At 72.1% G+C, this 23,323-nt stretch carries 15 protein-coding genes; 8 read left to right on the top strand and 7 right to left on the bottom strand.

Features of this window, described 5'->3' with window-relative positions:
* Positions 1 to 269 precede the first annotated feature (269 nt).
* Together O7611_RS13025 and O7611_RS13020 are read right to left on the bottom strand one after the other, a co-directional pair.
* A complete protein-coding gene (locus tag O7611_RS13025) occupies positions 270 to 911 on the bottom strand; it encodes a DUF305 domain-containing protein (protein ID WP_269696896.1) in 642 nt (213 codons plus the stop codon).
* Positions 896 to 1,645 (bottom strand): lytic polysaccharide monooxygenase, encoded by a 750-nt coding sequence (locus O7611_RS13020; RefSeq protein WP_269696895.1) that lies wholly within the window; start codon positions 1,643 to 1,645, stop codon positions 896 to 898. Before O7611_RS13020 ends, O7611_RS13025 begins: the two co-directional genes overlap by 16 nt.
* Before the next feature lie 245 nt (positions 1,646 to 1,890).
* Here O7611_RS13020 and O7611_RS13015 point away from each other — a divergent pair, with 245 nt between their 5' ends.
* On the top strand, positions 1,891 to 3,945 hold the full coding sequence (locus O7611_RS13015; protein ID WP_194802410.1) for a cellulose binding domain-containing protein: 2,055 nt from the start codon (positions 1,891 to 1,893) through the stop codon (positions 3,943 to 3,945).
* A gap of 7 nt (positions 3,946 to 3,952) precedes the next feature.
* Here the strand turns inward: O7611_RS13015 and O7611_RS13010 are convergent, their stop codons facing one another.
* On the bottom strand, positions 3,953 to 4,795 hold the full coding sequence (locus tag O7611_RS13010) for a phosphatase PAP2 family protein (protein WP_194802409.1): 843 nt from the start codon (positions 4,793 to 4,795) through the stop codon (positions 3,953 to 3,955).
* Between the two features lie 73 nt (positions 4,796 to 4,868).
* Positions 4,869 to 6,509 (bottom strand): MDR family MFS transporter, encoded by a 1,641-nt coding sequence (locus O7611_RS13005; RefSeq protein WP_269696894.1) that lies wholly within the window; start codon positions 6,507 to 6,509, stop codon positions 4,869 to 4,871.
* Between the two features lie 123 nt (positions 6,510 to 6,632).
* Between O7611_RS13005 and O7611_RS13000 the strand changes: the two genes are divergently transcribed.
* The 5 genes from O7611_RS13000 to O7611_RS12980 all read left to right on the top strand — a co-directional run bounded on the left by O7611_RS13000 (position 6,633) and on the right by O7611_RS12980 (position 13,203).
* Positions 6,633 to 7,223, top strand: coding sequence for a TetR/AcrR family transcriptional regulator (locus tag O7611_RS13000; protein ID WP_194802407.1), 591 nt, complete (start codon positions 6,633 to 6,635; stop codon positions 7,221 to 7,223).
* A gap of 80 nt (positions 7,224 to 7,303) precedes the next feature.
* Complete coding sequence (locus O7611_RS12995; RefSeq protein ID WP_194802406.1) at positions 7,304 to 8,635, top strand: low temperature requirement protein A; 1,332 nt, start codon at positions 7,304 to 7,306, stop codon at positions 8,633 to 8,635.
* A gap of 21 nt (positions 8,636 to 8,656) precedes the next feature.
* Complete coding sequence (locus O7611_RS12990; protein WP_269696893.1) at positions 8,657 to 9,721, top strand: SRPBCC domain-containing protein; 1,065 nt, start codon at positions 8,657 to 8,659, stop codon at positions 9,719 to 9,721.
* A gap of 290 nt (positions 9,722 to 10,011) precedes the next feature.
* Positions 10,012 to 11,442, top strand: coding sequence for a non-reducing end alpha-L-arabinofuranosidase family hydrolase (locus O7611_RS12985; RefSeq protein ID WP_269696892.1), 1,431 nt, complete (start codon positions 10,012 to 10,014; stop codon positions 11,440 to 11,442).
* A gap of 30 nt (positions 11,443 to 11,472) precedes the next feature.
* On the top strand, positions 11,473 to 13,203 hold the full coding sequence (locus O7611_RS12980) for a cellulose binding domain-containing protein (protein ID WP_194801546.1): 1,731 nt from the start codon (positions 11,473 to 11,475) through the stop codon (positions 13,201 to 13,203).
* A gap of 60 nt (positions 13,204 to 13,263) precedes the next feature.
* On the opposite strand, the gene O7611_RS12975 is transcribed toward O7611_RS12980, so the two are convergent.
* On the bottom strand, positions 13,264 to 14,829 hold the full coding sequence (locus O7611_RS12975; RefSeq protein ID WP_269696891.1) for a pectate lyase family protein: 1,566 nt from the start codon (positions 14,827 to 14,829) through the stop codon (positions 13,264 to 13,266).
* Positions 14,830 to 15,160: 331 nt separating this feature from the next.
* Between O7611_RS12975 and O7611_RS12970 the strand changes: the two genes are divergently transcribed.
* Positions 15,161 to 16,375, top strand: coding sequence for a hypothetical protein (locus tag O7611_RS12970; protein ID WP_269696890.1), 1,215 nt, complete (start codon positions 15,161 to 15,163; stop codon positions 16,373 to 16,375).
* On the opposite strand, the gene O7611_RS12965 is transcribed toward O7611_RS12970, so the two are convergent.
* Positions 16,313 to 17,275, bottom strand: coding sequence for a DMT family transporter (locus O7611_RS12965; RefSeq protein ID WP_269696889.1), 963 nt, complete (start codon positions 17,273 to 17,275; stop codon positions 16,313 to 16,315). The genes O7611_RS12970 and O7611_RS12965 overlap by 63 nt on opposite strands.
* Positions 17,276 to 17,315: 40 nt before the next feature.
* Between O7611_RS12965 and O7611_RS12960 the strand changes: the two genes are divergently transcribed.
* Entirely contained in the window at positions 17,316 to 18,707 is a 1,392-nt protein-coding gene (locus O7611_RS12960; protein WP_269696888.1) for an aminotransferase-like domain-containing protein, read from the top strand.
* Positions 18,708 to 18,967: 260 nt separating this feature from the next.
* Here O7611_RS12960 and O7611_RS12955 read toward each other — a convergent pair whose 3' ends face one another.
* A complete protein-coding gene (locus O7611_RS12955; RefSeq protein WP_269696887.1) occupies positions 18,968 to 23,254 on the bottom strand; it encodes a discoidin domain-containing protein in 4,287 nt (1,428 codons plus the stop codon).
* Positions 23,255 to 23,323: the final 69 nt, after the last annotated feature.

Here is a 23,323-nt window from a genome sequence, read left to right as displayed (position 1 = left end):
GCGCGCCGTCTGCGGAGCGCGGGCGGAACGCGCGGCGAGGCGACGTCCGGGCGACAGCGTAGCCATGACCTGGGACGAGACGCGGCCGGTTTTGCCGACGGGAGAACCGCGGCGGCACCCGAACCGGCCGCGCCACCGGCCCCGATCTGCTCGACCGGCTCGCGGAAAGGGCTGGTGCGCGCCGGTTCGCCGGCCTTGTCGGGGCGAGGCCGGCGGGCGCGACCGTGACGAAGGTCATGTCCACACCGCCACCTCGTGGGGCCGGCCGCTCAGCCCAGACCGGCCATCAGGTCGACCTCGGCCGTACGCGAGCGGTCGATGCGGCGGGCGAGGTCGCGTACCCGCTCGTCGGTGCCGGCGGCGACCTGGGCGCGGGCCAGGTCGGCCGCGGTGCGCTGGTGCCGGCTGAGCACGTCGAGCAGCACCCGGTCGGCGTCGGCGGGCGTGGCGGCGCGCAGCCGGGCCAGTCCGGCGGCGGCGTCGCTGTGCCCGGAGTGGTCGTGCCGGGCGGCCGCGGCGGCGGCCGACGGGCCTGCTTCGCGCAGCCAGCCGCGCATGGTGGCCAGTTCGTCGGTCTCGGTGGCCCGGACAGCGGCGATGAGCGTGCGGACGCGCGGGTCGGTGGCGCGGTCGAGGCCGAGCCGGACGATCTCCAGCGTCTGCTCGGTGTGCGCCACCATCATGGCCAGGAACAGCGCGTCGATCCCACTGATCGTGGCGTCCGCGCCGCCCGGGACCGAGGCGGTGGCGGGCGGGACCGGTGGGGACGGGTCGGCGGCGGGCGGCCCGCCGCATCCGGTCAGGGCCAGCATCACCGCGAGCAGCGCCGTGGCGGGGCGGGCGGACGCGCGGCGGAGCCGGGGACCGGCCGGCTCCGCCGCGCGGGTACGCGGGCTCAGATCTGCTGCCACAGCGCCGGTACGTTCGGCGGCTCCCAGCCGGCGATGGCGGTGTGCGCCTGGCGGCAGCGGTAGCTGCGGCCGTCGTAGGTCACCGTGTCACCGACCTGGTACGCCCGCCCGGCGGTCCACGTACCGCCCGGCGCCGGGGTGCCGGTCCGGGTGGGCGTGGGCGCGGGCGTGGGGGTGGTGGGCGCAGCCGTCGGGGTGGGTGACGGGGTCGGGTTGCCGCCTCCGCCGCCGATCTGGAGGTCGACGCAGGAGTAGAACGCGTTGGCGGTGTCGGAGATGTTCCAGATCGCGAGCAGCTTCTGCCGGCCGGAGAAGCCGCCGAGGTTGACCGTGTGCGACACGGTCGCGCCGGGCTGGCGTCCCCCGCCGTCGACCACGGCGACCCGGGTGCCGCCGATCCAGTACTCCCAGTTGGCGGTGGCGTGCCGGGCGGTGTTGACCCAGGTGAACGTGACGCTGCTGCCGACCGCTGTGGCCGGCCAGTTGCGGCTGTCGTCGTTGAGGACCGCGAACTGGGCGATGCCGGCGTGGCAGCTGCGCAGGCCCTTGGGGCCCTCGACGCTCTGCGGCTCGTACTTGATCTGACCGCAGTCCGGCACCCGGTTCTGCGCGCAGAGCGCCTGGCGGCTGGGCGGCGAGGAGACGTACCCGTGGGCCTGCGCGGGCGCGGCGAGCGCCAGCGTCCCGGTGACGGCACCGGCGGTGAGCAGCGGGAGGGTGATTCTTCGGCGCATGGTGGCAACTCCTTCGGGGGGATCGGAAGGTGCCCCGAACATAAATTAAACATTGTTAACAGTAAAGACTCCTGTCTATAAATTAAGCCCTGCACACCCGGGCGCCGGGCGTATGATCCTGATCGATGGCTCGCCGCGCGGAGCCGATCGTCGTTCGTGGGCATCCCGCCGCCGTCGCGGCTCCGGGAGGACGACGCAGAACCGGGCATCTCCCCGTCGTCCCACTCCCCCGAAGGACATCCCGGATGAGAAGACCCACTGCGTTCGCGGCCGGCCTGCTGCTGCTCGCCACCGCGCTCGGCACCGCCGGCGGACCAGCCGCCGCCGACCCCACCGACCCGGTCACCGTCACCGTGAACACCCGCGCCGGGCTGGCCACCGTCCCGGCCACCGCGCTCGGCGTCAACCACGCCATCTGGGACTCGCAGCTCGGCAGCGCCGAGACGTCCGACCTGCTCAAGGCCGCCGGCGTGAAGATGCTGCGCTACCCCGGCGGCTCGTACGCCGACATCTACCACTGGGAGACGCACACCGCGCCCGGCGGCTACGTCGCGCCGAACACCGACTTCGACACGTTCATGGCCGGCGCCCGCCGCGTCGGCGCCGAGCCGATGATCATCGCGAACTACGGAACCGGCACGCCCGCCGAGGCGGCGGCCTGGGTCCGCTACGCCAACGTCACAAAGGGCTACGGCGCCAAGTGGTGGACCGTCGGCAACGAGAACTACGGCAACGGCCACTACGGCTCGGCCTGGGAGGCCGACGACCACCCGGACAAAAGCGCCGCCCAGTACGCGCGGCTGGTGATCGAGTACGCCGACGCGATGAAGGCGGTCGACCCGAGCATCAAGGTCGGCGCGGTGCTCACCATGCCCGGCAACTGGCCGGACGGCATCACCGCCGGATCGGATCCGGGGCCGTGGAACCAGACCGTGCTGTCCATCGCCGGCCCGAAGATCGACTTCGTGGACGTGCACTGGTACCCGGGCGGCAGCGCCGCCGACTCGCTGGCCCGCACCAGCCACCTGCCCGACGCGGCCTGGCTGCTGCGCCAGCAGATCGCCAGGTACGCCGGCCCCGGCGCGGACCGGATCGGGATCAGCTTCACCGAGCTGAACGTGGACGCCGGGCGCACCACCGCACCGGGCGCGCTGTTCCTGGCCGACGCCTACAGCGGCCTGCTGGAGCAGGGCGTGTTCACGGTGCAGTGGTGGAACGTGCACAACGGAATCGGCACCGTCTCCGAGGTGGCCGGGCAGACCGACTACGGCGACTTCGGGCTGCTGTCCAGCGGCAACTGCACCAGTGACGGCGAGGTGTGCCAGCCGGCGTTCAACACGCCGTTCGCGCCGTACCACGCGTTGTCGATGATGAACCTGTTCGTCCGGCCCGGGGACCAACTGGTCCGGGCCGGGACGGACGAGCCGCTGGTCGCCGCGCACGCGGTACGCCGGCCGGACGGCAGCGTCGCGGTCCTGCTGCTCAACAAGGACCCGGACAACGCCCACCCGGTGGCGCTCGACTACGCCGGGTTCACCCCGGCCGACGAGGCGCCGACGGTGCACACGCTCACCAACGGCGCGACCGGGATCAGCACCGGCCGCTCGGGCGACGCGAGCACCCGCACGCTGCCGCCGTACTCGCTGACCACGCTCGTGCTGCGACCGGCCGGCAGCTCGGCCGGGAGGCCCGGCGCCCCGGGCCGGCCGACGGCGGGCGCGGTGACCGACCGCGCGGCGACCATCTCCTGGCCGGCGGCCACGCCGGGCGCGTCCCCGATCGCCAAGTACGAGGTGCACCGGCAGTACGGCGCGGTGAGCGAGCAGCTCGGCGAGACCGCCGGCACGTCGCTCACGGTGGGCAACCTCGAACCGGGCGCCCGCTACACGGTCAACGTGCTCGCCCGGGACACCGCCGGACGGGTCTCGTGGTCGTCCCCGCCGCTGACGTTCGCCACCGGCAGCCCGGCCGAGAGTTCCTGCGCGGTGCGGTTCAACGACGACAACGACTGGGGCAACGGGTACGTGGCGAACGTCGAGGTCATCAACACGGGCGCGAAGGCCGTCGACGGCTGGACGCTCACCTGGACCTGGCCGACCGCCTGGCAGCGGGTGAGCAGCGGGTGGAGCGCCACCTGGGACCAGCAGGGCCGCACCGTCCGGGTGACGCCCACCGCCGACAACCGGCGGCTCGCCGCCGACGGCGGCAGCACGACCGTCGGCTTCGTCGGCGCGTACAGCGGGCCGAACGTGCCGCCGGGGGCGTTCCGCCTCAACGGCACGGTCTGCACGGTGCGCTGAGGCGCCCTCAACCGCGGCCGGGTGGCCGCAGCCGTACGTCGGCCGCCGCCGGGACCTTCGGGTTCCGGCGGCGGCCGGCCCGGCGCGGCGCGGGCACCACGTGCGGGCGCACCGGCCCGGACGGGAGCACGGGCGGTTCCGGCACGGCCGTCGGCAGGACGGCCAGGATCGCCACGAGCAGCACCACCGCGACGACACCGTCGAGCCAGTAGTGGTTGCCGGTGATCACCACCACGAGCGCTGTCGCCAGCGGGTGGAGCAGCCAGAGCCAGCGGCGGCGTCCGGTGGTGACCGCCATCAGCGCCAGCGCGATCGCCAGCGCCCAGCCCACGTGCAGCGACGGCATGGCCGCGTACTGGTTGCTGAGCTGGTCGGTGTCGGGAGGTCCGTAGACGCTCGGGCCGAACCGGGTGCCGGTGTCGACCATTCCGGTGAGCGCGGTCAGCCGGGGCGGCGCGAGCGGAACGCAGACGTGCAGCACCAGCGCCACCGCCGTGAGCGACGCCAGGGCGCGGCGCAGCCGCAGGTAGTGGGCCGGGCGGCGCAGCCAGAGCCAGACCAGGCAGAGCACGGTGGCCGGGAAGTGCACGTAGGCGTAGTACGAGTTGGCGACACGTACCAGCAGCTCGTGCGACAGCAGCGGCCCCTGCACGAGCATCTCGTCGGGCAGGCGCAGCAGCCGTTCCAGCCGCCAGACCCACTCGCCGTTGGCCAGGGCCACCTCGGCGTGCCCGGCCACCACCTGCCGGCCCGCCTTGTAGGCCAGGAAGAGCACGGCGACGAGCGCCAGCTCACGCGCGGCCCGCTGCCATGCGGCGAGACGGGTGGGCGCGGTCCGCGTGACGTCCACGGCTCCTCCTTCGGTCGTCCCCGCATGGGCCAGGGCCGCCGCCGGGGTCGGCGACGGCCCTGGGGGTACGGGCTCAGCGGCGGGTGCGTTCCTCCCGGCCGGCCGAGTCCACGCTCACCTCGTCGAAGGCGGGCGCGCCGTCGACGGCGTCCGCTCCCACCGCCACCGATCGGCCGGTGTCCGGCAGATCGAGGCTGGAACGCAGGGTGACCGGACGCAGCAGCAGCGCCGCCACGATACCCACCACCGCGATGGCGGCCGAGATCAGGAAGATGTGCCCCGTTGCGTCCCCGTACGCGGCCCGCACGATCTGCCGTACCGGCTCGGGCAGCGCGTCGAGGTTGAGCGTGCTGCCGCCGCCTCCGCCGGTGGTGGGGATGCCCGCCGCGGCGAGGTCGTGAGTGATCCGGTCGCTGACCCGGCGGGCGAGCACCGCGCCGAGCACCGACACGCCGATGGTGCCGCCGAGCGAGCGGAAGAACGCGACGCTGGCGCTGGCCGCGCCGATGTCCTTGAGCGCGACGGTGTTCTGCACCGCGAGCACCAGGTTCTGCATGGTCATGCCGACACCGACGCCGACGATGAACATCGCGATGCCGACGAAGACCAGCGAGGTCTCGTGGTCGATGGTGCCGAGCATGGCGAACCCGATGACCAGCACGACCGCCCCGAACACGATGTACGGCTTGATCCTCCCGGTGGCGGTGATCATCCGGCCGGCCACGATCGAGGAGATCAGCACACCGGCCATCATCGGGATGGTGAGCAGGCCGGCCTCGGTCGGGCTGTAGCCGCGGCCGATCTGGAAGTACTGGCCCAGGAAGACCGCGCCGCCGAACATCGCCATGCCGACCGCGAGGCTGCCCAGGATCGCCAGCGCGGTGGTGCGCTCCCGGACGATGTGCAGCGGCACCACCGGCTCGGCGGCCCGCGCCTCCACCCAGACGGCGAGCGCGAGCAGCAGCACCGAGCCGCCGACCATGGCGCCGGTCTGCCAGGACAGCCAGGCGAACGAGTCGTCGACGAACGAGATCCAGATCAGCAGCACGCTGACGCCGGCGGCGATGAGCGTGGCGCCCAGATAGTCGATCTTGACGTTGTCCCGGCGCACGGTGGGCAGGTTCAGGGTGATCTGCAGCAGGAACAGCGCGACGGCCGCGACCGGTACGCCGACGAAGAAGCACCAGCGCCAGCCGAGCCAGGAGGTGTCCACGATGAGGCCGCCCAGCAGCGGGCCGCCGACGGTGGCCAGCGCCATGACGCCGCCCAGGTAGCCGTTGTAGCGGCCCCGCTCACGCGGCGGGATCATGGCCGCGATGGCGACCTGCACGAGCGCCTGGAGGCCGCCGACGCCGATGCCCTGGAAGGCGCGGGCGGCGATGAGCTGCCCGGCGCTCTGCGCGAAGCCGGCCGCGATCGACCCGACCAGGAACACCACGATGGCGATCTGGATCAGCAGCTTCTTGTTGAACAGGTCGGCCAGCTTGCCCCAGATCGGGGTGGTAGCGGTGGCGGTGAGCAGGGTGGCGGTGACCACCCAGGTGTACTGCGTTTGCGAGCCGTTGAGCGCTCCGATGATCTTCGGCAGGGCCGTCGAGACCACGGTGCTGCTCAGCATGGCCACGAAGAGCACCAGCAGCAGACCGCTGAGTGCCTCCAGCGTCTTGCGCTTGCTCATCGGGGCGGCCTCAGCCGTCATGGTGGGTGCGCTCATGCGCGCGTCCTCCAGGTGTGTCGATACGGGGGTGGCCGCTTCGTTGCCTCAAGCAATCAACACTAAACCTTGCCCGGTAGGCAAGTTTGCCCATTGAGAAATCGGTCACCTACGCTGGCTGTCATGGAGGAGTGCACCGGGTTGCGGGAGCGGAAGAAGGCGGCCACCCGCCTGGCGCTGCACGAGGCGGCGCTGTCCCTCGCCGTCGAGCACGGGCCCGACCGGATCACCGTCGAGGCGATCGCCGACGCCGCGAACGTCTCCCGGCGGACGTTCTCCAACTACTTCGGCGGCAAGGAGGAGGCCCTCTTCCACGGCGACACGCTGCGGTTGCGCCGGCTCCTCAGGCTCGTCGCGGAACAACCGGCCGAGCTGTCGCCGTGGGCGGCGCTGACCCGGGCCGCCCTGGCCCAGGCCGAGGACGGCTACGACGACCCGGCGGAGCCCTGGCTCAGCCGGCGCCGCCGGCTGCACGGCCACCCGAGCCTCGCCGCCCACCAGGTCGGCGCGTACGCGGCCCTGGAGCGGGAGATGGCTGCGGAGCTGGCCCGCCGGCTGACCGGACCGGACGCGGTGCTGCGGGCCCGGATCGTCGCGGCGACCTTCCTCGCGTCCCTGCGGATCGCCGCCCACGAGTGGCTGGAGCACCCGGGGCGGTCGTTGCGCGACGTGCTGCGCGACGTGCTCGCCCTGGCCGCCCCCACGGGGGGCTGAGCGCGCCGCTCGCCCGTCGGACCGGTGGAATGGCCGGCGAAAGCAGCACCCCGCCTGACCTGGGCTGACACACTCGCCCGGTGGGTGGCGACCGGTGGCGCAAAGGGCTCGGGCCGGCGACCGGCGTCGCCCCCGCCACCCGGGTCGACCGGTTCGAGATCTTCTTCGACCTCGTCTTCGTGGTGTCCTTCTTCATCATCACGCGCGCCACCGCCGCCAACGTGACCCCAGGCGAGCTGCTGCACGCGCTACTGGTGCTCGCGGTGCTCTGGTGGTGCTGGGTGGTGCACAGCGCGGTCGCCGCCCGGCTGCGCCTGGGCGAGGGCTTCGTGCCGATCCTCATGGTGGTCGGCATGATCGCACTGTTCACGTTCGCGCTCGCGCTGCCGCAGACGTTCGGCGACCTGGACAAGGGCAGCGCCGGCCCGATCCTGGTCACCATCAGCTACGTGGTGATCCGGTTCGTGCACACCTCCCTGTACTGGTACGCCACGCGCGACGACCCGCCGGCCCGGCGCAAGCTGCGGCTGTTCCTGCCGGAGGCGCTGCTCTCGGCCGGCCTGCTGCTGGTGGCGGCGCTGCTGCCGCCGCGCGTGTCCCCGGAGGTCGGCCCGTGGCTGCGCGACGGACTGTGGATCGCGGTGGTCGCCATCCAGTACAGCAGTGGCCTGCTGGCCGGCACCGACGGCTGGAAGATCACCTCGGCCGAGCACTGGACCGAACGGTACGACCTCATCCTGATCATCGCGCTCGGCGAGTCGGTCATCTCGGTCGGCGTCGGCGGCAACCTGCTCGGCCAGCCCGTGACCTGGCCGGCCATCCCGGCGGCGATCTTCGGCATCCTGTTCACCGCGGCGCTCTGGTGGGCGCACTTCGACATGATCGGCCCGGCCGCCCGGATCGCGCTGCACGCCGCCCAGGGGCACACGCGGGTGACGCTCGCCCGCGACGCGTACGCCTACCTCTACCTGCCCATGATCGCCGGGGTGATCCTGTTCGCGATCGGCGCCGAGGAACTGGTCCGCATCGTCACCGACCCGGCCGGCGGCCCGATGGAGCGCGGCCACGGACCGGCGGTGCCGCTGCTCTTCGGTGGTGTGCTCGTCTACTTCGCCGCGAACATGGCGTTCCAGTGGCGCGCGCTGCGGACGCTGTCCTGGACCCGGGTCGGCACCGTGGTGCTGCTCGCCGCGGCGCTGCCGGTCGGCCGGCACCTGCCGGCGCTCGGCGCGCTGGGTCTGCTCACCGCGATCTGCGTGGCGCTCGTGGCGGCCGAACTGGTGATCTTCGCCGATTCGCGGGTCGCGTTGCGCCGGCTGATGCACGAGGAGAAGGCCAGCGCCGAGGAGAGCGAGGCCGCCTGGCGGGCCCGCTGGCGCGACGGGGGCGACAGCGCCCCACAGCGACCTTGACACAGGCCCTAGAGTCTCCGCGTGATCGAGATCGTCACCGAGGTCGACCTGTTCCACCCGCCCGCCCGGACCTGGCGGGCGCTCACGGAACGCGCGCTGCTGGCCAAGTGGTTCGCCGACAGCGCGCCCAGGTCCGACCGGTGGATCCTCGCCACCGCCGCGCTGCCCGGCTACGACGGCGACACCGAGGTGGAGACCGTCGAGTTGCGCGCGCCGCACCGGCTGGTGGTCCGCTGCCGGGAGGCCGGCCGGGCCACCCGGCTCGCCTGCGACCTCACCCCCACCGCGCACGGCACCCGGCTGTCGGTCCGCGAGGTGCTCGAGGAGGGCGACTGGGACGCCGACGCCCGCGCCGAGCAGCACGAGCAGGCGGTCACCGGACGACTGCCCGCGATCCTCGACTGGCTGGCGTTCCAGAACGTCGACCTGCGCCGCGCCGAGGGCGGCCTGACCGCCGAACTGCCTGTGGTCCGGCTGCTCGGCGACGACCAGCGCCGGTCCGGGCGCCGCCGGGTGCTGCTGGCGGTCGGCGCGGTGACGCTGATCGCCGCTGCGGCCGGGGCGACGGTGTGGGCCACCGCCGGCGAGCCACCCGCACCGGCCGCGCCGGCCCCGACGGGGTCGCTGGTCATGCCGTCCAGCGCCACGCCGTCGGCCCGGCCCACTACCGCGCGACCCACGCCCAGCGCCAGCCGCCGCAGCGCGTCGCCCTCGCCGACACCGTCGCCCACCCCCAGCCGTACGCCGAGCGCGACGCCCTCGACGGTGGCGGCGGCACCGCTGAGCGCCACCTACGAGACGGTCACCGACCGGGTCTTCGGCTACCGGGGTCAGGTGGTGCTGCGCAATCCCGGCCCGTCACAACGTCCCACCTGGACGGTCACCGTGACGCTGCACGACGGCGCCACAGTGGGCAGTGTGAGCGGCGCCGAGGCCACCCAGGACGGACCGGTGGTCACGTTCACCGGGAGCGCGTTGCCGGGCGGCGAGTCCGCCACCATCCGCTTCGACGTCCGCGACCCGGACCCCTCGCACGACGCCCCCGCCGCCTGCACCGCCGACAACACCCCCTGCACCCCCGCCTGACTCCTCCCTCTCCCCCTCCCGCCCGCACCCCTGAAGCGCGTCGATCATGAGGTTAGTCCGCGGATTTGTCCGCATTGAGTGCGGCCAACTTCATGATCGACCCAGACTGGGGCGGGTGGGTGGTGCGCGAGTGGGCGTGCGGTGGGCGTGCGGGCTGGTTCGGTGGGTGGGGAAATGGGTTGTTGAGTGCGTGGGAGCGCTCCCGTAACATCCCTGACGCGGCTGTTAACGCTCACAACACAATCGCCACCGCCAATGCCCGAGCCGCCGCCCCCGCAGGAGGTCAATTCATGTCCAGATCCAGGTCAGTCAATGCCATATTGGCGTCGGCCGGCGCCGCGCTGCTCGCGTCGGCGTCGGTCGCCGTGGCGCAGTTGCCCGCCGGGGCCGCCGCCGCGGGCTGCTCGGTCAACTACGCGATCTCGTCCCAGTGGCAGGGTGGCTTCGGCGCCAACGTCACCATCACGAACCTCGGCGACCCGGTGTCGAGCTGGACGCTGACGTGGTCGTTCGGCGCCGGGCAGACGGTGACCCAGTCGTGGAACACGAGCCTGACCCAGAGCGGGTCCGCTGTCACCGCGCGCAACGTCGACTACAACGGGTCGATCCCGACGAACGGCAACACGTCGTTCGGGTTCAACGGCTCCTGGACCAGCAGCAACCCGGTGCCGACCAGCTTCGCGCTCAACGGGGTGACCTGCACCGGCGGCACCACCACGCCGACCGGCGGCCCGACCGGCACACCCACCACCGCGCCACCCACCACGGCGCCGCCGACCACCGCGCCACCCACGACCCCGCCGCCGGGCAACACCTGCAGCCTGCCGTCGTCGTACCGGTGGTCCTCGACCGGTGCGTTGGCGCAGCCGCGTTCGGGGTGGGTGTCGTTGAAGGACTTCACGGTGGTGCCGTACAACGGGCAGCACCTGGTCTACGCCACCACGCACGACACCGGGTCGTCGTGGGGGTCGATGAACTTCGGTCTGTTCTCGAACTGGTCGCAGATGGCCTCCGCCAGCCAGAACGCGATGTCGTCGGGGACTGTGGCGCCGACGTTGTTCTACTTCGCGCCGCGCAACATCTGGGTGCTCGCCTACCAGTGGGGACCGACCGCGTTCTCCTACCGCACCTCGACGAATCCGACGAACCCGAACGGGTGGTCCTCGGCGCAGCCGCTGTTCACCGGCAGCATCTCCGGCTCCGGCACCGGCCCGATCGACCAGACCCTGATCGCCGACGACCAGAACATGTACCTGTTCTTCGCCGGTGACAACGGCAAGATCTACCGCTCCAGCATGCCGATCGGGAACTTCCCCGGCAGCTTCGGCTCCAACTACACCACCATCATGAGCGACTCGACGAACAACCTGTTCGAAGCCGTGCAGGTCTACAAACTCCAGGGCCAGACCCGCTACCTCATGATCGTCGAGGCCATCGGCTCCCAGGGCCGCTACTTCCGCTCCTTCACCGCCACCAGCCTGGGCGGATCGTGGACCCCGCAGGCCGCCACCGAGTCCAACCCGTTCGCCGGCAAGGCCAACAGCGGCGCCACCTGGACCAACGACATCAGCCACGGCGAACTCATCCGCACCACCGCCGACCAGACCTTCACCGTCGACCCCTGCAACCTCCAACTGCTCTACCAGGGCCGCTCCCCCAACTCCGGCGGCGACTACGGCCTCCTGCCCTACCGACCCGGACTGCTCACCCTCCAGCGCTGATCCGGCCGATCGAGGAGAGAGAGAGGTCCGATGAGAAGGCACAGAACGACCCGTACCGCGGTGTTGTCGGCCGGGGCCGTCCTGCTGGCGTCGACGGCGATGGCCGCGGCGCTGCCGGCCGGGGCGGCGGCCGCCGGCTGTGCGGTCACCTACGCCGTGTCGTCGCAGTGGCAGGGCGGCTTCGGCGCGAACGTGACTGTCACCAACCTGGGTGATCCGGTCAACGGCTGGACGCTCACCTGGTCCTACGCCGCCGGCCAGACCGTCACCCAGGCGTGGAACGCCACGGTGACCCAGAGCGGAGCGGCGGTCAGCGCCCGCAACGTCGACTACAACGGGTCCATCCCCACGAACGGCAGCACGTCGTTCGGGTTCAACGGGGCCTGGACCAGCAGCAACCCCGCGCCGACGAGCTTCGCGCTCAACGGGGTGACCTGCACCGGTGGCACGACGCCGACGTCGCCGTCCACCTCGCCGTCCACGTCGCCGACGAGTTCGCCGACCACCTCACCGAGCAGCCCGCCGCCCACCGGGGCGGCGGACATCACCGTCAACACCGCCAGCCGCTACCAGACCATCGACGGGTTCGGCGCCGCCGTGTCGATCTGGGGCGGCGCCTGGTCGACGGCCGAGACGCAGACGCTCGTCGGGCTCGGCCCCAACCAGCTCGGCCTGTCCATCGTGCGTACCGGCATCTCGCCGGTGTCCGGCGAGTGGGGAACCCAGGTCAGCGCGCTGCGCACGGCGAAGTCGTACGGGTCGAACGTGAAGATCATGGCGTCGCCGTGGACCGCCCCGGCGGCCTGGAAGACGAACAACAGCCGGATCAACGGCGGCAAGCTGCGCACCGACTACTACGACGACTACGCAGGCCACCTCAACAGCTACGTCCAGTACATGCGCAACCAGGGCGTGACGATCGACGTCACGTCCGTGCAGAACGAGCCGGACTGGCACCCGGACTACGACTCGATGGACTGGAGCGGCACCGAACTCCAGACCTTCGTGCGGGAGCAGGGCGCCAAGGTGCAGAACACCAAGCTGATGGTCGCCGAGGCGGTGAACCTGAACTACAGCTACACAGACCCGACGCTCAACGACGCGGCGGCCCGCAACAACATCGGCTACATCGGCGGTCACCTCTACGGCACCGAGGCGTCCGGCCGGCTGAAGCCGTACACGCTGGCGCAGCAGTACAACAAGCCGGTGTGGATGACCGAGTGGAACCTGCACGAGGCCGACGGCGGCGGCTCCAACATCTGGGGCAACCCGGCCAACGCCGCGGCCTGGAACGAGACGCTCGACGACATCATGCGCACCGTGCACAAGTCGATGGAGTCGAACTGGAGCGCGTACGTCTGGTGGTACGGCAAGCGCTACTACTCGTTCATCGGTGACGGCGAGTCCGCGTACGGCACCGTGGCGGGCGCGCCGCTCAAGCGCGGGTACGCGTTCTCGCAGTACGCGAAGTACGTGCGGCCCGGCTACCAGCGGGTCGCCCTGACCAAGAGCTCGAAGGCGTCGCCGCTGGAGGTGACCGCCTATTCCGGCGACGGGAAGGTCACGCTGGTGATCCTCAACCGGTCCACCAGCGCGGTGAACAACGCGATCATCCAGGCGCCGCAGAACGTCAGCCGGGCGGAGTACGTGGCCACGTCGCAGAACGCCAGCGCGGCGAGCCAGCCGGTCGGCGTGAACGGCAACCAGGTCACCGTGAACGTCGGCGCGCGGAGCATCTCCACCGTCGTGCTCACCCTCTGACCCGGGGACACGAACAAGGGCGGGGGCGGCCGGACCGGCCGCCCCCGCTCGTGTGACCTGCTAGCTGGCGTACGTCTCGAACTCGCCGACTCTCGGCGTACCGCTGGAGCTGTTGATCTTGAAGTTGATCTTCTTCAGCGAGGTCGCGCCGAAGGTGATCTGGCCGGCCCCGCTGCCGGAGGCCAGCACCGCGCCGTTGTCGTTGTTGACGAGCTGCCAGGACCCGATCGAACCCGAGGTGCCCGACGGCTCGCGGATGACCACGCGGGACACGGTGGTGGCCGAGCCCCACTTGATCGAGACGGTGCCGGTCGACCCGGACGGCGACCAGTACGTGCTCAGGTTGCCGTCGCGCACGTTGCCGTAGCTGGTGCCGTCGGCCTTGCTGGACCCGTCCGCGCCGGCGCCGGAGAGCAGACTCAGGTTGGTCCCGCCGGACGGCGGCGGGGTGGTCGTCCCGGGCGGCGGCGTGGTGGGTGCGGGCGTGGTCGGCCCGGGCGTGGTCGGCGCCGGGGACTGCGGCGTGCAGTTGCCGTCGGACACCCGCAGGCCGGTGTTGGCGCCCGCCGTCTGCCGCACGATGTCCGGCACGCAGCTCGCCGCGTCGAGCCGGTACGAGTACGGAACGCTGACGGTGGTCGTGGACGTCACGTTCGGCCCCGCCGGGTAGTTGTCGCTCCCGGGCGAGGACCAGGTCACGTTGTCGAAGATGTTGCCACTGACCTGCCAGGTGCCGCGCTCGCTGGTGTAGAACGTGCCGAGCACGTCCTTGGAGTTGCGGAAGTAGTTGTTGTCCACCTTGGCCCGCGCGCCGGCGCGGGAGTTGATGCCCGACTCGTGCAGCCCGGTGTAGTGGTTGTTGAACATGTGGGCGATGCCGCCGCGCAGCAGCGGCGTACGGGAGTCGATGTTCTCGTACAGGTTGTGCTCGAACGTGATGTAGCCGTTGCCGCGGTCGCTCTCGCTCGATCCGATCAGGCCACCCCGGCCGGAGTTGCGCAGGATGCTGTACGACAGCGTCACGTACTGGGTGTCGTCCTTCATGTCGAACAGGCCGTCGTAGCCCTCCGACTCCCCGCCGGACGCCTCCAGCGTGACGTGGTCGACCCACACGTTGCGGACGCTGCTCTCCATGCCGATCGCGTCGCCGCCGTTGGAGGTGGGCGAGCCCGACTTCTTGACGTTGCGCACCGTCACGTTCCGGATGATGATGTTGCGCGAGTCGCGGATGTGGATGCCGAGCTGGTCGAAGACGGCGCCGCTGCCCACACCGATGATGGTGACGTTGCTGATCTGCTTCAGCTCGATCACGCCGTCCGCGGTGTTGCAGCTCGACCCGGAGACCTTGCTGGTGTTGCCGTGGTTGATGGTACCGGTCACCTCGATGGTGATCGGGGTGCTGCTGCTGGCCCGGCCGCAGAGCGCGGTGTGGATGGCGGTGCCGGTGGTGGCGCGTACGGTCTGCCCGCCCGCGCCGCCGGTGGTGCCGCCGTTCTGGGTGGCGTAGCCGGTGGCGCTGCCGGCCGCCGCCGATGCCTGCGGGGACGGCAGCACCACGGCGACGGCGATACCGACGGCCGCCGTGGCCAGTGCCGCGTGGAGTCGCAGCGCGACTGGTCTTCTCATGTCGCCTCATTCCTTTTTCGAGCATGCGGGAATTGCCGCCGAGCAGCGGCAGTCACCGAATGGGAATAATGAGGAGCCGCGACGCGATCAGGCGCGCCGCCAGCGAATGTGGTTCATCTGCGATGCCCGGCCCGCACATGAAACATCGATGTAACGCAATCGTATGAAAGCGCTTTCCAGGAAGGCAAGAGCTGGCGTTTGCAGGTTTTTTGCACTACTCCGGCCACCGGGCGCGGGAGGGCGCCGCCTTGACGGGACGCGAGATCGATGATTGCCTGCACCCCACCCTGGCATCGAAGTTTGTCTACCTCATGCCCCCACGAGGAGCGTCATGCCCCATTCCCGCAGGACCCGCCCGCTCGCGGCGGTCGCCGGCGTCGTCGCCGCCGTGTTGGCCGCCTCGCCGGCACCCGCCGCACCACTGACGGCCCCGGCGGCCACCGAGAACACGTGGAGCGCCGACCTCACTGCCGTCGACTCCGACGACGTCAACGTCCGCTGGACCGGCACGGAACTCCGCCTCGCCGACCCGGCCCACCGACCCGCGGCCCGGCACGGCATCGCGGCCGAGGGCACGCTCGTCGTCACGCCGCATTCGCTCGCCGTACCGGCCAACCGGGTCCGCGCCGACATCGTCGCGACACCCGGCCCCGACGGCGCCGTCGAGGTGGCGGCGCGCGGCTGGCGATCGGGCGGGTGGACCGAGTGGCGCTCCGCCGCCGGCGGCGCCGTCTTCGACCAGCCGGTCACCCGGGTGCAGATCCGCGTCGCGCTCACCGCCGGCCGGCCGGCCGCCGCGCCCGCCCTGCGCCGGGTGCGGCTCACCGCCGACTCGGTCGCCGCCGTCACGGCAGCCACCCCGGGCCTCACCTACCGGGTGTACGCCACCCGCGAGGGCCTGGTCGGCGGCACCACCGCCAACGGGCACGTGATCGTCTCCCGGGACCACTTCGTCGCGCTGCCCTCGTTCCGGGGCCTCGCGCCGAAGAACACCGGCGACTACACCGTGCGGGTCTGCACCACCACCCGCAGCCGCTGCGAGTACGCGCCGGTCTGGGACGTCGGACCGTGGAACACCAGGGACGACTACTGGAACCCCAGCAGCACCCGGGAGATGTGGAAGGACCTGCCGCAGGGCCGGCCCGAGGCGCAGGCGGCGTACCAGAGCGGCTACAACGGAGGGCGGGACCAGTTCGGACGGGTGGTCGGCAGCCCGGCCGGCATCGACCTCGCCGACGGCACGTTCTGGGACGGCCTGCTGCTGACCGACAACGCCTGGGTCGACGTCGCCTACCTCTGGACCGGCACCGGCACCCGGGGCCGGATCGGCAGCGGCCCGCTCAACATCCGCTCCGGCCCCAGCACGAGCAACCCCGTCGTCGGGCTGGCCGCCACGTACGCCGACGTGCCGATCGAGTGCTCCGTCACCGGCCAGTCGGTGAGCGGCCCGTACCGGACCACCAGCCAGTGGAACCGCCTCGCGTCAGGACACTTCGTCAGCCACGCGTACGTCTCCAGCGTGACCGGCACCATCGCGGCCTGCTGAGGCCGGCTCGCCCGGGGCGTGCGCCGGCACCGCGCCGCCCCGGGTGCGCTGGATGAGCACGACGCAGGCCAGCACCGCGCCCGCCACCACCAGCGCACCGGGCGTGACCGCCTCACCGAGCAGCACTGCCGACCAGATCAGCGTGAGCACCGGCTGAACGAGCTGGATCTGCCCCACCTTGGCGATGCCGCCCCGGGCCAGCCCGGCGTACCAGGCGAAGAAGCCGAGGAACATCGACACCACTGTGAGGTAGCCGAACCCGGTCCAGGCGGCGGCGCCGCCCTGCGGCGGGTGGACGAGTGCGGCCACCGCCGTGACCGGCACGGTGACCGGGAGCGACAGCAGCAACGCCCAGCAGATCGTCCGGGCGCCGCCGAGGTCGCGGGCCAGCTGGCCGCCCTCGGCGTACCCGAGTCCGCAGAGCACCACGGCGGCGAGCAGGAACAGGTCGGCGGCCGACAGCGCGCCGCGCATCGAGCCGCTCGCGGCGAGGAACGCGAGCACCAGCGCCAGGCCGGCGGCACCGGCGAGCCAGAACAGCGGCGGCGGCCGTTCGCCGGCGCGCAGTACCGCGAACACGGCGGTCATCGCGGGCAGCACGGTGACGACCACGGCGCCGTGCGCTGATGTCTGCGTGGTGAGCGCCAGCGAGGTGAACAGCGGGAAGCCGACCACGACGCCGAGCGCGACGATCGACAGCCGTCGCCACTGGTCCCGGGTGGGGCGCGGCGCGCCGGTCAGCCGCAGGTAGGCCCACGCGAGCAACGCTGCGCCGACGGCCCGTCCGAACGCCACGAACCAGGGGTCGAGTGTGTGCACCGCAACACGGGTGGCCGGCAGCGACATGCTGAAGGCCAGGACGCCCAGCGCGCCGAGGGCGATCCCGGCGCCCGGTCTCACCGTTACCGTCGTCGGTGCAGTAGCGCTACTCTGTTCCGTCATGAACGATGGTAGCGCTATCGACCGTGTGGTCCGGCATCTGGGTGCGCTGGCGGCTGACGCCGCGCCCGGCACGCGGCTGCCGTCGGTACGGGAGCTGACCGCGCACCATCACGTCTCCCCCGTGACGGTCGCCGAGGCGACCCGGCGGCTCGTCGCGGACGGGCTGGTCGAGACACGTCCGGGCCGCGGCGCGTACGTGGCGGCCCGCCGAGCCGACCCACCGCGGGCGGACCTGTCGTGGCAGACAGTCGCGCTCGGCTCGCGGCGGGGCGGCGAGGAGGAGATGCAGGCGCTGCTGGCGCTACCGCCGTCGGGCACGATCCCGCTGACCGGCGGCTATCTGGACCCGGATCTCCAGCCGGCCGCCGCGCTCGGTGCGGCGCTCGCCCGCGCCGCTCGGCAGCCGGCGGCGTGGCAGCGCGGCCCGGTCGAGGGACGCGCCGACCTGCGCGCCTGGTTCGCCCGCGAGGCGGGTGGCGGCCTGCGCGCCGAGGACATGGTGATCTGCCCGGGCGGGCAGGCCGCGCTCTCCTCCACGCTGCGGGCGCTCACCGTCCCCGGCGACACGATCCTGGTCGAGTCCCCCACCTACCTGGGCGCGCTCGCCGCCGCGCGCGCCGCCGGGCTGCGGGTGGTGCCCGTCCCCGCCGACACCGACGGGGTACGCCCCGACCAGCTCGCCGCCGCGTTCGCCCGTACCGGCGCGCGCCTGTTCTACTGCCAGCCCCTGTACGCCAACCCGCACGGCGCGACCCTGTCCGCCGCCCGGCGCGGCGAGGTGGCGGAGGCGATACGCGAGGCCGGGGCGTTCTTGGTCGAGGACGACTACGCCCGCGACCTCGCCATCGACGGCGAGGCCCCGCCGCCACTGGCCGCCGACGACCCGGACGGACACGTCGTCTACCTGCGCTCGCTGACCAAGTCCACAGCGCCCGGCCTGCGCATCGCCGCGATCGGCGCGCGCGGGCCGGCCGGGGCGCGACTGCGCGCCGCCCGCCTGCTCGACGACCTCTTCGTGGCCGGGCCGCTGCAACAGGCCACAGTCGAATTCCTCAGCGCGCCGGCCTGGGACCGGCACCGCCGCAGCCTGCGCGTACAGCTGCGCGCCCGCCGGGAGGCGCTGCTCGCCGCGCTGGACCGGCACCTGCCCTCGCTGGCGCCGCGCGACGTCCCGCGCGGCGGCCTGCACCTGTGGGTACGCCTGCCCGACAACACCGACGACGTGGCGGTGACCACTGCGGCCGCCGCGGCGGGCGTCATCGTCTTCCCCGGCCGCCCCTGGTACGCGGCAGAACCCCCCGCACCCCACCTGCGCCTGACCTACGCCGCCGCCCCTCCCGAGCAGATGGACGAGGCGATCCGCCGCCTCTCCACCACCCTCCCCCACTGACCACGGCAACGGCTCACACCACCGTCGATCTTGGACTTGTGGTGCCACATCTTGCCGGCTTCGCCCCGCTATCAGAGGCGCCACAACTCCAAGATCGGCGTTCGGCCCCGCCCGGGCCCCGCCCTGGCCCCGCCCCCGCCCCCGCCCCGCGATCTTGCAGTTTGGTGCCCCTCATACCAGGAGTAATCCGGCATCACGGGGGCCGAAAGCGCAAGATCGCGGGGGGTGGGAGGGGGGCGTGGCGGGGGCGGGGGTCGGGGTCAGTTGCGGGTGATGGTGAAGGTTGTGGTGGTGTTCTTGATGTCCTGGGCGTTGTCGGTCAGGCGGAGGTTGGTGAAGGTGGCGGCGCCGACCGCGGGGCCCTGGCCCGCCTCGGGCATCTCGTTGACCCAGATGCCGAAGCCCGACTTCGCGTCGAACGCGTCACCGCTGCGCCGCGCCCCCGAGATCGACACGTTCGTCAGCACCGTGTCGGTGATCGGGTTCTCCGGCTGGCTGCCGTTGTACTTGGTCTGGAACATGATCCCCGAGTACGTCGGATCGACGATGTCCACGTCGGTCACCCGGATGCCACGGAACTCCTTCGAGGCGGAGAACAACCACATCGCCGGGAACGTCTGCGCCCCCCAGAAGTGCCCGCCGGACCGGATCAGTGAGATGTTCTCGAACCGGGTGGGCGGGCTGGCGCCGAACCCGACGAACGGGTAGCCGAAGTCCAGCGAGCTGATCGTGATGCCCGAGTACGTCAATTGGTCGGCGATGTACAGGTTGCGGAACACGTTGTCGTAGCCGCCGTACACCGCCAGCCCGGCCGCCCGCCAGGTCAGCGTGGCGGTCAGGTTCTCGAACACGTTGCCGTGGTTGCCGCCGGAGCCGCCCTGGTCGGTGGCGGAGAACAGCGCGAACGCGTCGTCGCCGTTGGAGCGGCCCTCCGAGTTGGTGACCAGGTTGTTCGTGCTGCCGTTGGTCATGTTCACCGCGTCGGCGAAGGTGTTGCGGAACCGGCTGTCCCGGATGGTCAGCCCGTCCACACTCACCCCCCAGTACGCGCACACGGTGTGCTCCACCCAGACGCTGTCCAGCGTCAGGTCGTCCACGTCCTTCAACTCGCCCCACACCTTGCCGGGCCCGTCGATCCGGTTGGTGTAGTTGCCGAAGAACGCCAGGTGGGCGAAGGTCGAGCCGCTGGCCGAGGACTCGACCCGGAAACCGGCGTCGGTGTTCTGCTGGTTGCGCGGCGTCTGGAAGCGGGTGAACCACATGCCGGCGCCGACGACCTGCACCGCCTTGCCGTACACCTGGAACTTCTGCGCCGTCTCGTACGTGCCGGCGGGCAGGTAGACGCCGACCAGGGTGCCGGTGGTGTCCATCCGTACCGCGTCGAGCGCGTTCTGCACGTCGGCGTGGCTGAACCCGGTCGGCACCCTGTAGCGGGCCGGGTCGGGGTTGGCGCGCGGAGACACCAGTTCGGTGTCGACGAAGTCGATCGCGTACGTGGTGGTGTTCGCCGGGTCCTTCTGGAGCCGGATCCGGCTACCGGCCGGGACCGTGGTGTCGAGCAGTACGTTCGCCTCGTCGTACAGGTGCCGGGGTGCCCCGGCGCTCGGCGAGTCGCTCGGCCCGGCCTCGGCGCCGTAGAGCCAGATGTGCTTCGAGGTGAGACTCATCGGCTTGTGCAGCACGCCGTTGACGTAGACGTTGATGGTCGAGTCGATCCCGCCGCCGCCCGGCGCGTCCGGGATGGAGAAGCGGGCGACCAGGGCGTTGGCCGCCGAACGGGTGGTCCACTCGACGTACGCGCCGGTGGTGTTCAGTGTGACCGCGCGGCGGCCGGACGCCTCCCCGGCGAGGTCGCCGATGGTCCGGTTCGGGCCGATCACCTGCGCGCCGCCGCCGGTCGTGCCGTCCTCTGCCTCGTACGCGTCGTACGGCAGGTTCGCCCCGCGACCGACGAACAGCGCCCGGTCGCTGGTGTTGTTCTGCCGCTTGACAGGCAGCTCGTTGGCGTCGTCGGCGAGCACCACCCGCACCGTGTACCGGCCGTTCGCGGCGGTCCAGGTGCCCAGCGACACCGGTCCGGCGCTGGCCCCGGCGGCGATCGTGCCGCTGTACGAGCCGGTGAGCGTGCGGACCACCGCTCCGGACTGGTCGCGCACCGTCAGCGTGATGCCGTGCGCGCCGCTCGCCGACGCGATGGTGCCCTGGTTGCGCAGCGTCACCGCGAAGGAGACGGTGGCGCCGGCGCTCGGCGTGCCGGGTGACCAGGTGACGGCGGAGGCGACCAGGTCGGAGCTGGCGACCGGGCTGACGGTCAGCGGGGTCGGGCTGGTGTAGGAGTTGTTCGCCTCGTTCTGCTCGATCACCGCGTTCGACTCGTCGACCTTCGCGGTGAGCGGGTAGCTGCCGGCGTCGCGTACGCCGATGCTCGCCGAGACGGTGCTCGACGCGCCCGCGGCGAGCGCGCCGACGGCGGCGGTGCCGACCTTCGTCGTACCCAGGTAGAGGTTGACGTCGGTGGCGGCGGAGGCCGCGGTGCCGGCGTTGCGCACGGTGGCGGACAGCGTGATCGCGTCGGTCTCCACCGGCGCGGACGGCGAGGCGGTGACGGCGGTGACGGTGAGGTCCGGGTTCGGCGCCGGGACGCCGATGACCTGGAGTTCGGCGACCTGGCCGTTGGAGGAGCCGGAGTTCGCGGTGAACTGGAGCCGGACGTCGGCGGCGGTCGCGGAGACCGGGACGGTCACCGTGTTGGCGCTGTTCGGGTTGAAGGAGTACGTGGCGGAGCCGACCAGGCTGGTGAACCCGGACGCGGACTGCTCCCGCCCGAGCACCTGGAACGTCTGGGTGCGCGCGCCCCACGCCGGGTCCGGGTTCAGCTTCACCACGACGGCGCTGATCGCGGCGTTGGCGCCGAGCGCGACGGTGAGCGTGCTCGGGTACGAGCCGGGCGCGCCCTCCCAGTACGTGGTGACGTCGTTGTCGACGGCGTTGGCGGCGGCGAACACGTGCACCATCGACGACGCGGTGGCGGGCTTGCCGGCCGCCAGGTTGGTGCCGCCGGTGCCGCTGCCGGTACGGGTGACGGTGTTGCTGTTCGCCGACACGTTCCCGGCGGCGTCGCGCGCCCGCACGTGGTACGAGACGGTGGCGCTGTCCGGCTGGCTGTCGGTGTACGTGAGCGTGGACCCGCTGACCGTGGTGCGCAGCGTGCCGTTGGCGTAAACCTCGTAGCCGGTGACGCCCACGTTGTCCGTGGACGCGGTCCAGGTCAGCCGGATCTGCCCGCTCGCCGGCTGGGTGTAGGCCAGGTTGCCGGGCGCGGTGGGCGCGACCGTGTCCCCGGTGTTGCCGGTCCGGGTGACCGTGTTGCTGTTCGCCGACACGTTCCCGGCCGCGTCCCGCGCCCGCACGTAGTAGGAGACTGTCGTCCCGGCCGGCTGGGTGTCGGTGTACGTCAGCGTGCTGTCGCCGACGGTGGTGCGCAGCACGCCGTTTGCGTACACGTCGTAGCCGGTGACGCCGACGTTGTCGGTGGACGCGGTCCAGGTCAGCCGCACCTGGTCGGTGGCGGGCTCGGTGAACGCGAGGTTGCCGGGCGCGCTCGGCGCCTGGGTGTCGCCGGTGACCGGGCCGTAGACCTCCAGCTCGCCGAGCTGCCCAGCGGGCCAGGCGCTGTTCGCGGTGAACAGCAGCCGCACGTACCGCGTCGACGCGGTGGGCACTGTGACCGTCACGGTGTTGCCGCCGCCCGGGTCGAACGCGTACGACGCGGACCCGACGAGCGTGCCGAAGGTGGAGCCGTTCGTGCTGCCCTGCACGGTGATCGTCTGGGTGCGCGCGCCCCAGCCGGACGGCAGCCGCAGCACCAGCCGGTTGACGCTGGTGGCGGCGCCCAGGTCGGCCTGGATCCACTGCGGGAACGCGTTGTTCGGGCTCTCCCAGTAGGTGGCCGCGTTGCCGTCGTTGGCGTTGCCCGCGCCGTACACGTCGGCGTGGCCGCTCTCGGTCATGGTCCGGCCGAGCGCCAGGTTGGTCGAGGAGGTGGCCGCGCCGTACACCTCCAGTTCGGCGAGCTGCGCGGCGGCCCAGCCGGTGTTCGCGGTGATCACGACCCGCAGGTAGCGGGCGTCGGTGGCGGTGAAGCCGAGCGTCACGGTGTTGGCGGCGGCCGGGCTGAACGTGCGGGCGGCGGGCGCGACGACAGTGGTGAAGCCGCTGCCGTCGGCGCTGGCCTGCACGGACAGCGTCTGGGTACGCGCCTCCCAGACAGCAGGGAGCTTCAGCACGACCTGGTCGACGGCGCGGCTGGTGCCGAGGTCGACCTGTGCCCACTGGGGCAGCGCGCCGCTGCTCTCCCAGTAGCTGCCCTGGTTGCCGTCGGTCAGGTTGGCCGCGACGTAGGGGCCGTTGACGCTGCTGGCGGTGGCGGTGCGCCCGGCGGCGAGGTTCGGGCCGCCGGCGGCGAGGGCCGGTGGGGCCGGGGCCGCGGTGACGACCAGGCCGACCGCGGCGAGCACCGCGACGATTCCGGTACGGAGTCTGGACATGGTGGACGGACACCTTCTTCCCGGGGGAGGTGGAGAGGCGTTCGGGGGTGGGGGTGCGGTGGCGCGGCG

The sequence above is a fragment of the Micromonospora sp. WMMC273 genome, from assembly GCF_027460285.1.
GTDB classification, from domain to species: Bacteria; Actinomycetota; Actinomycetes; order Mycobacteriales; family Micromonosporaceae; genus Micromonospora; species Micromonospora aurantiaca.
This window is presented reverse-complemented; position numbering and strand designations above follow the sequence as displayed.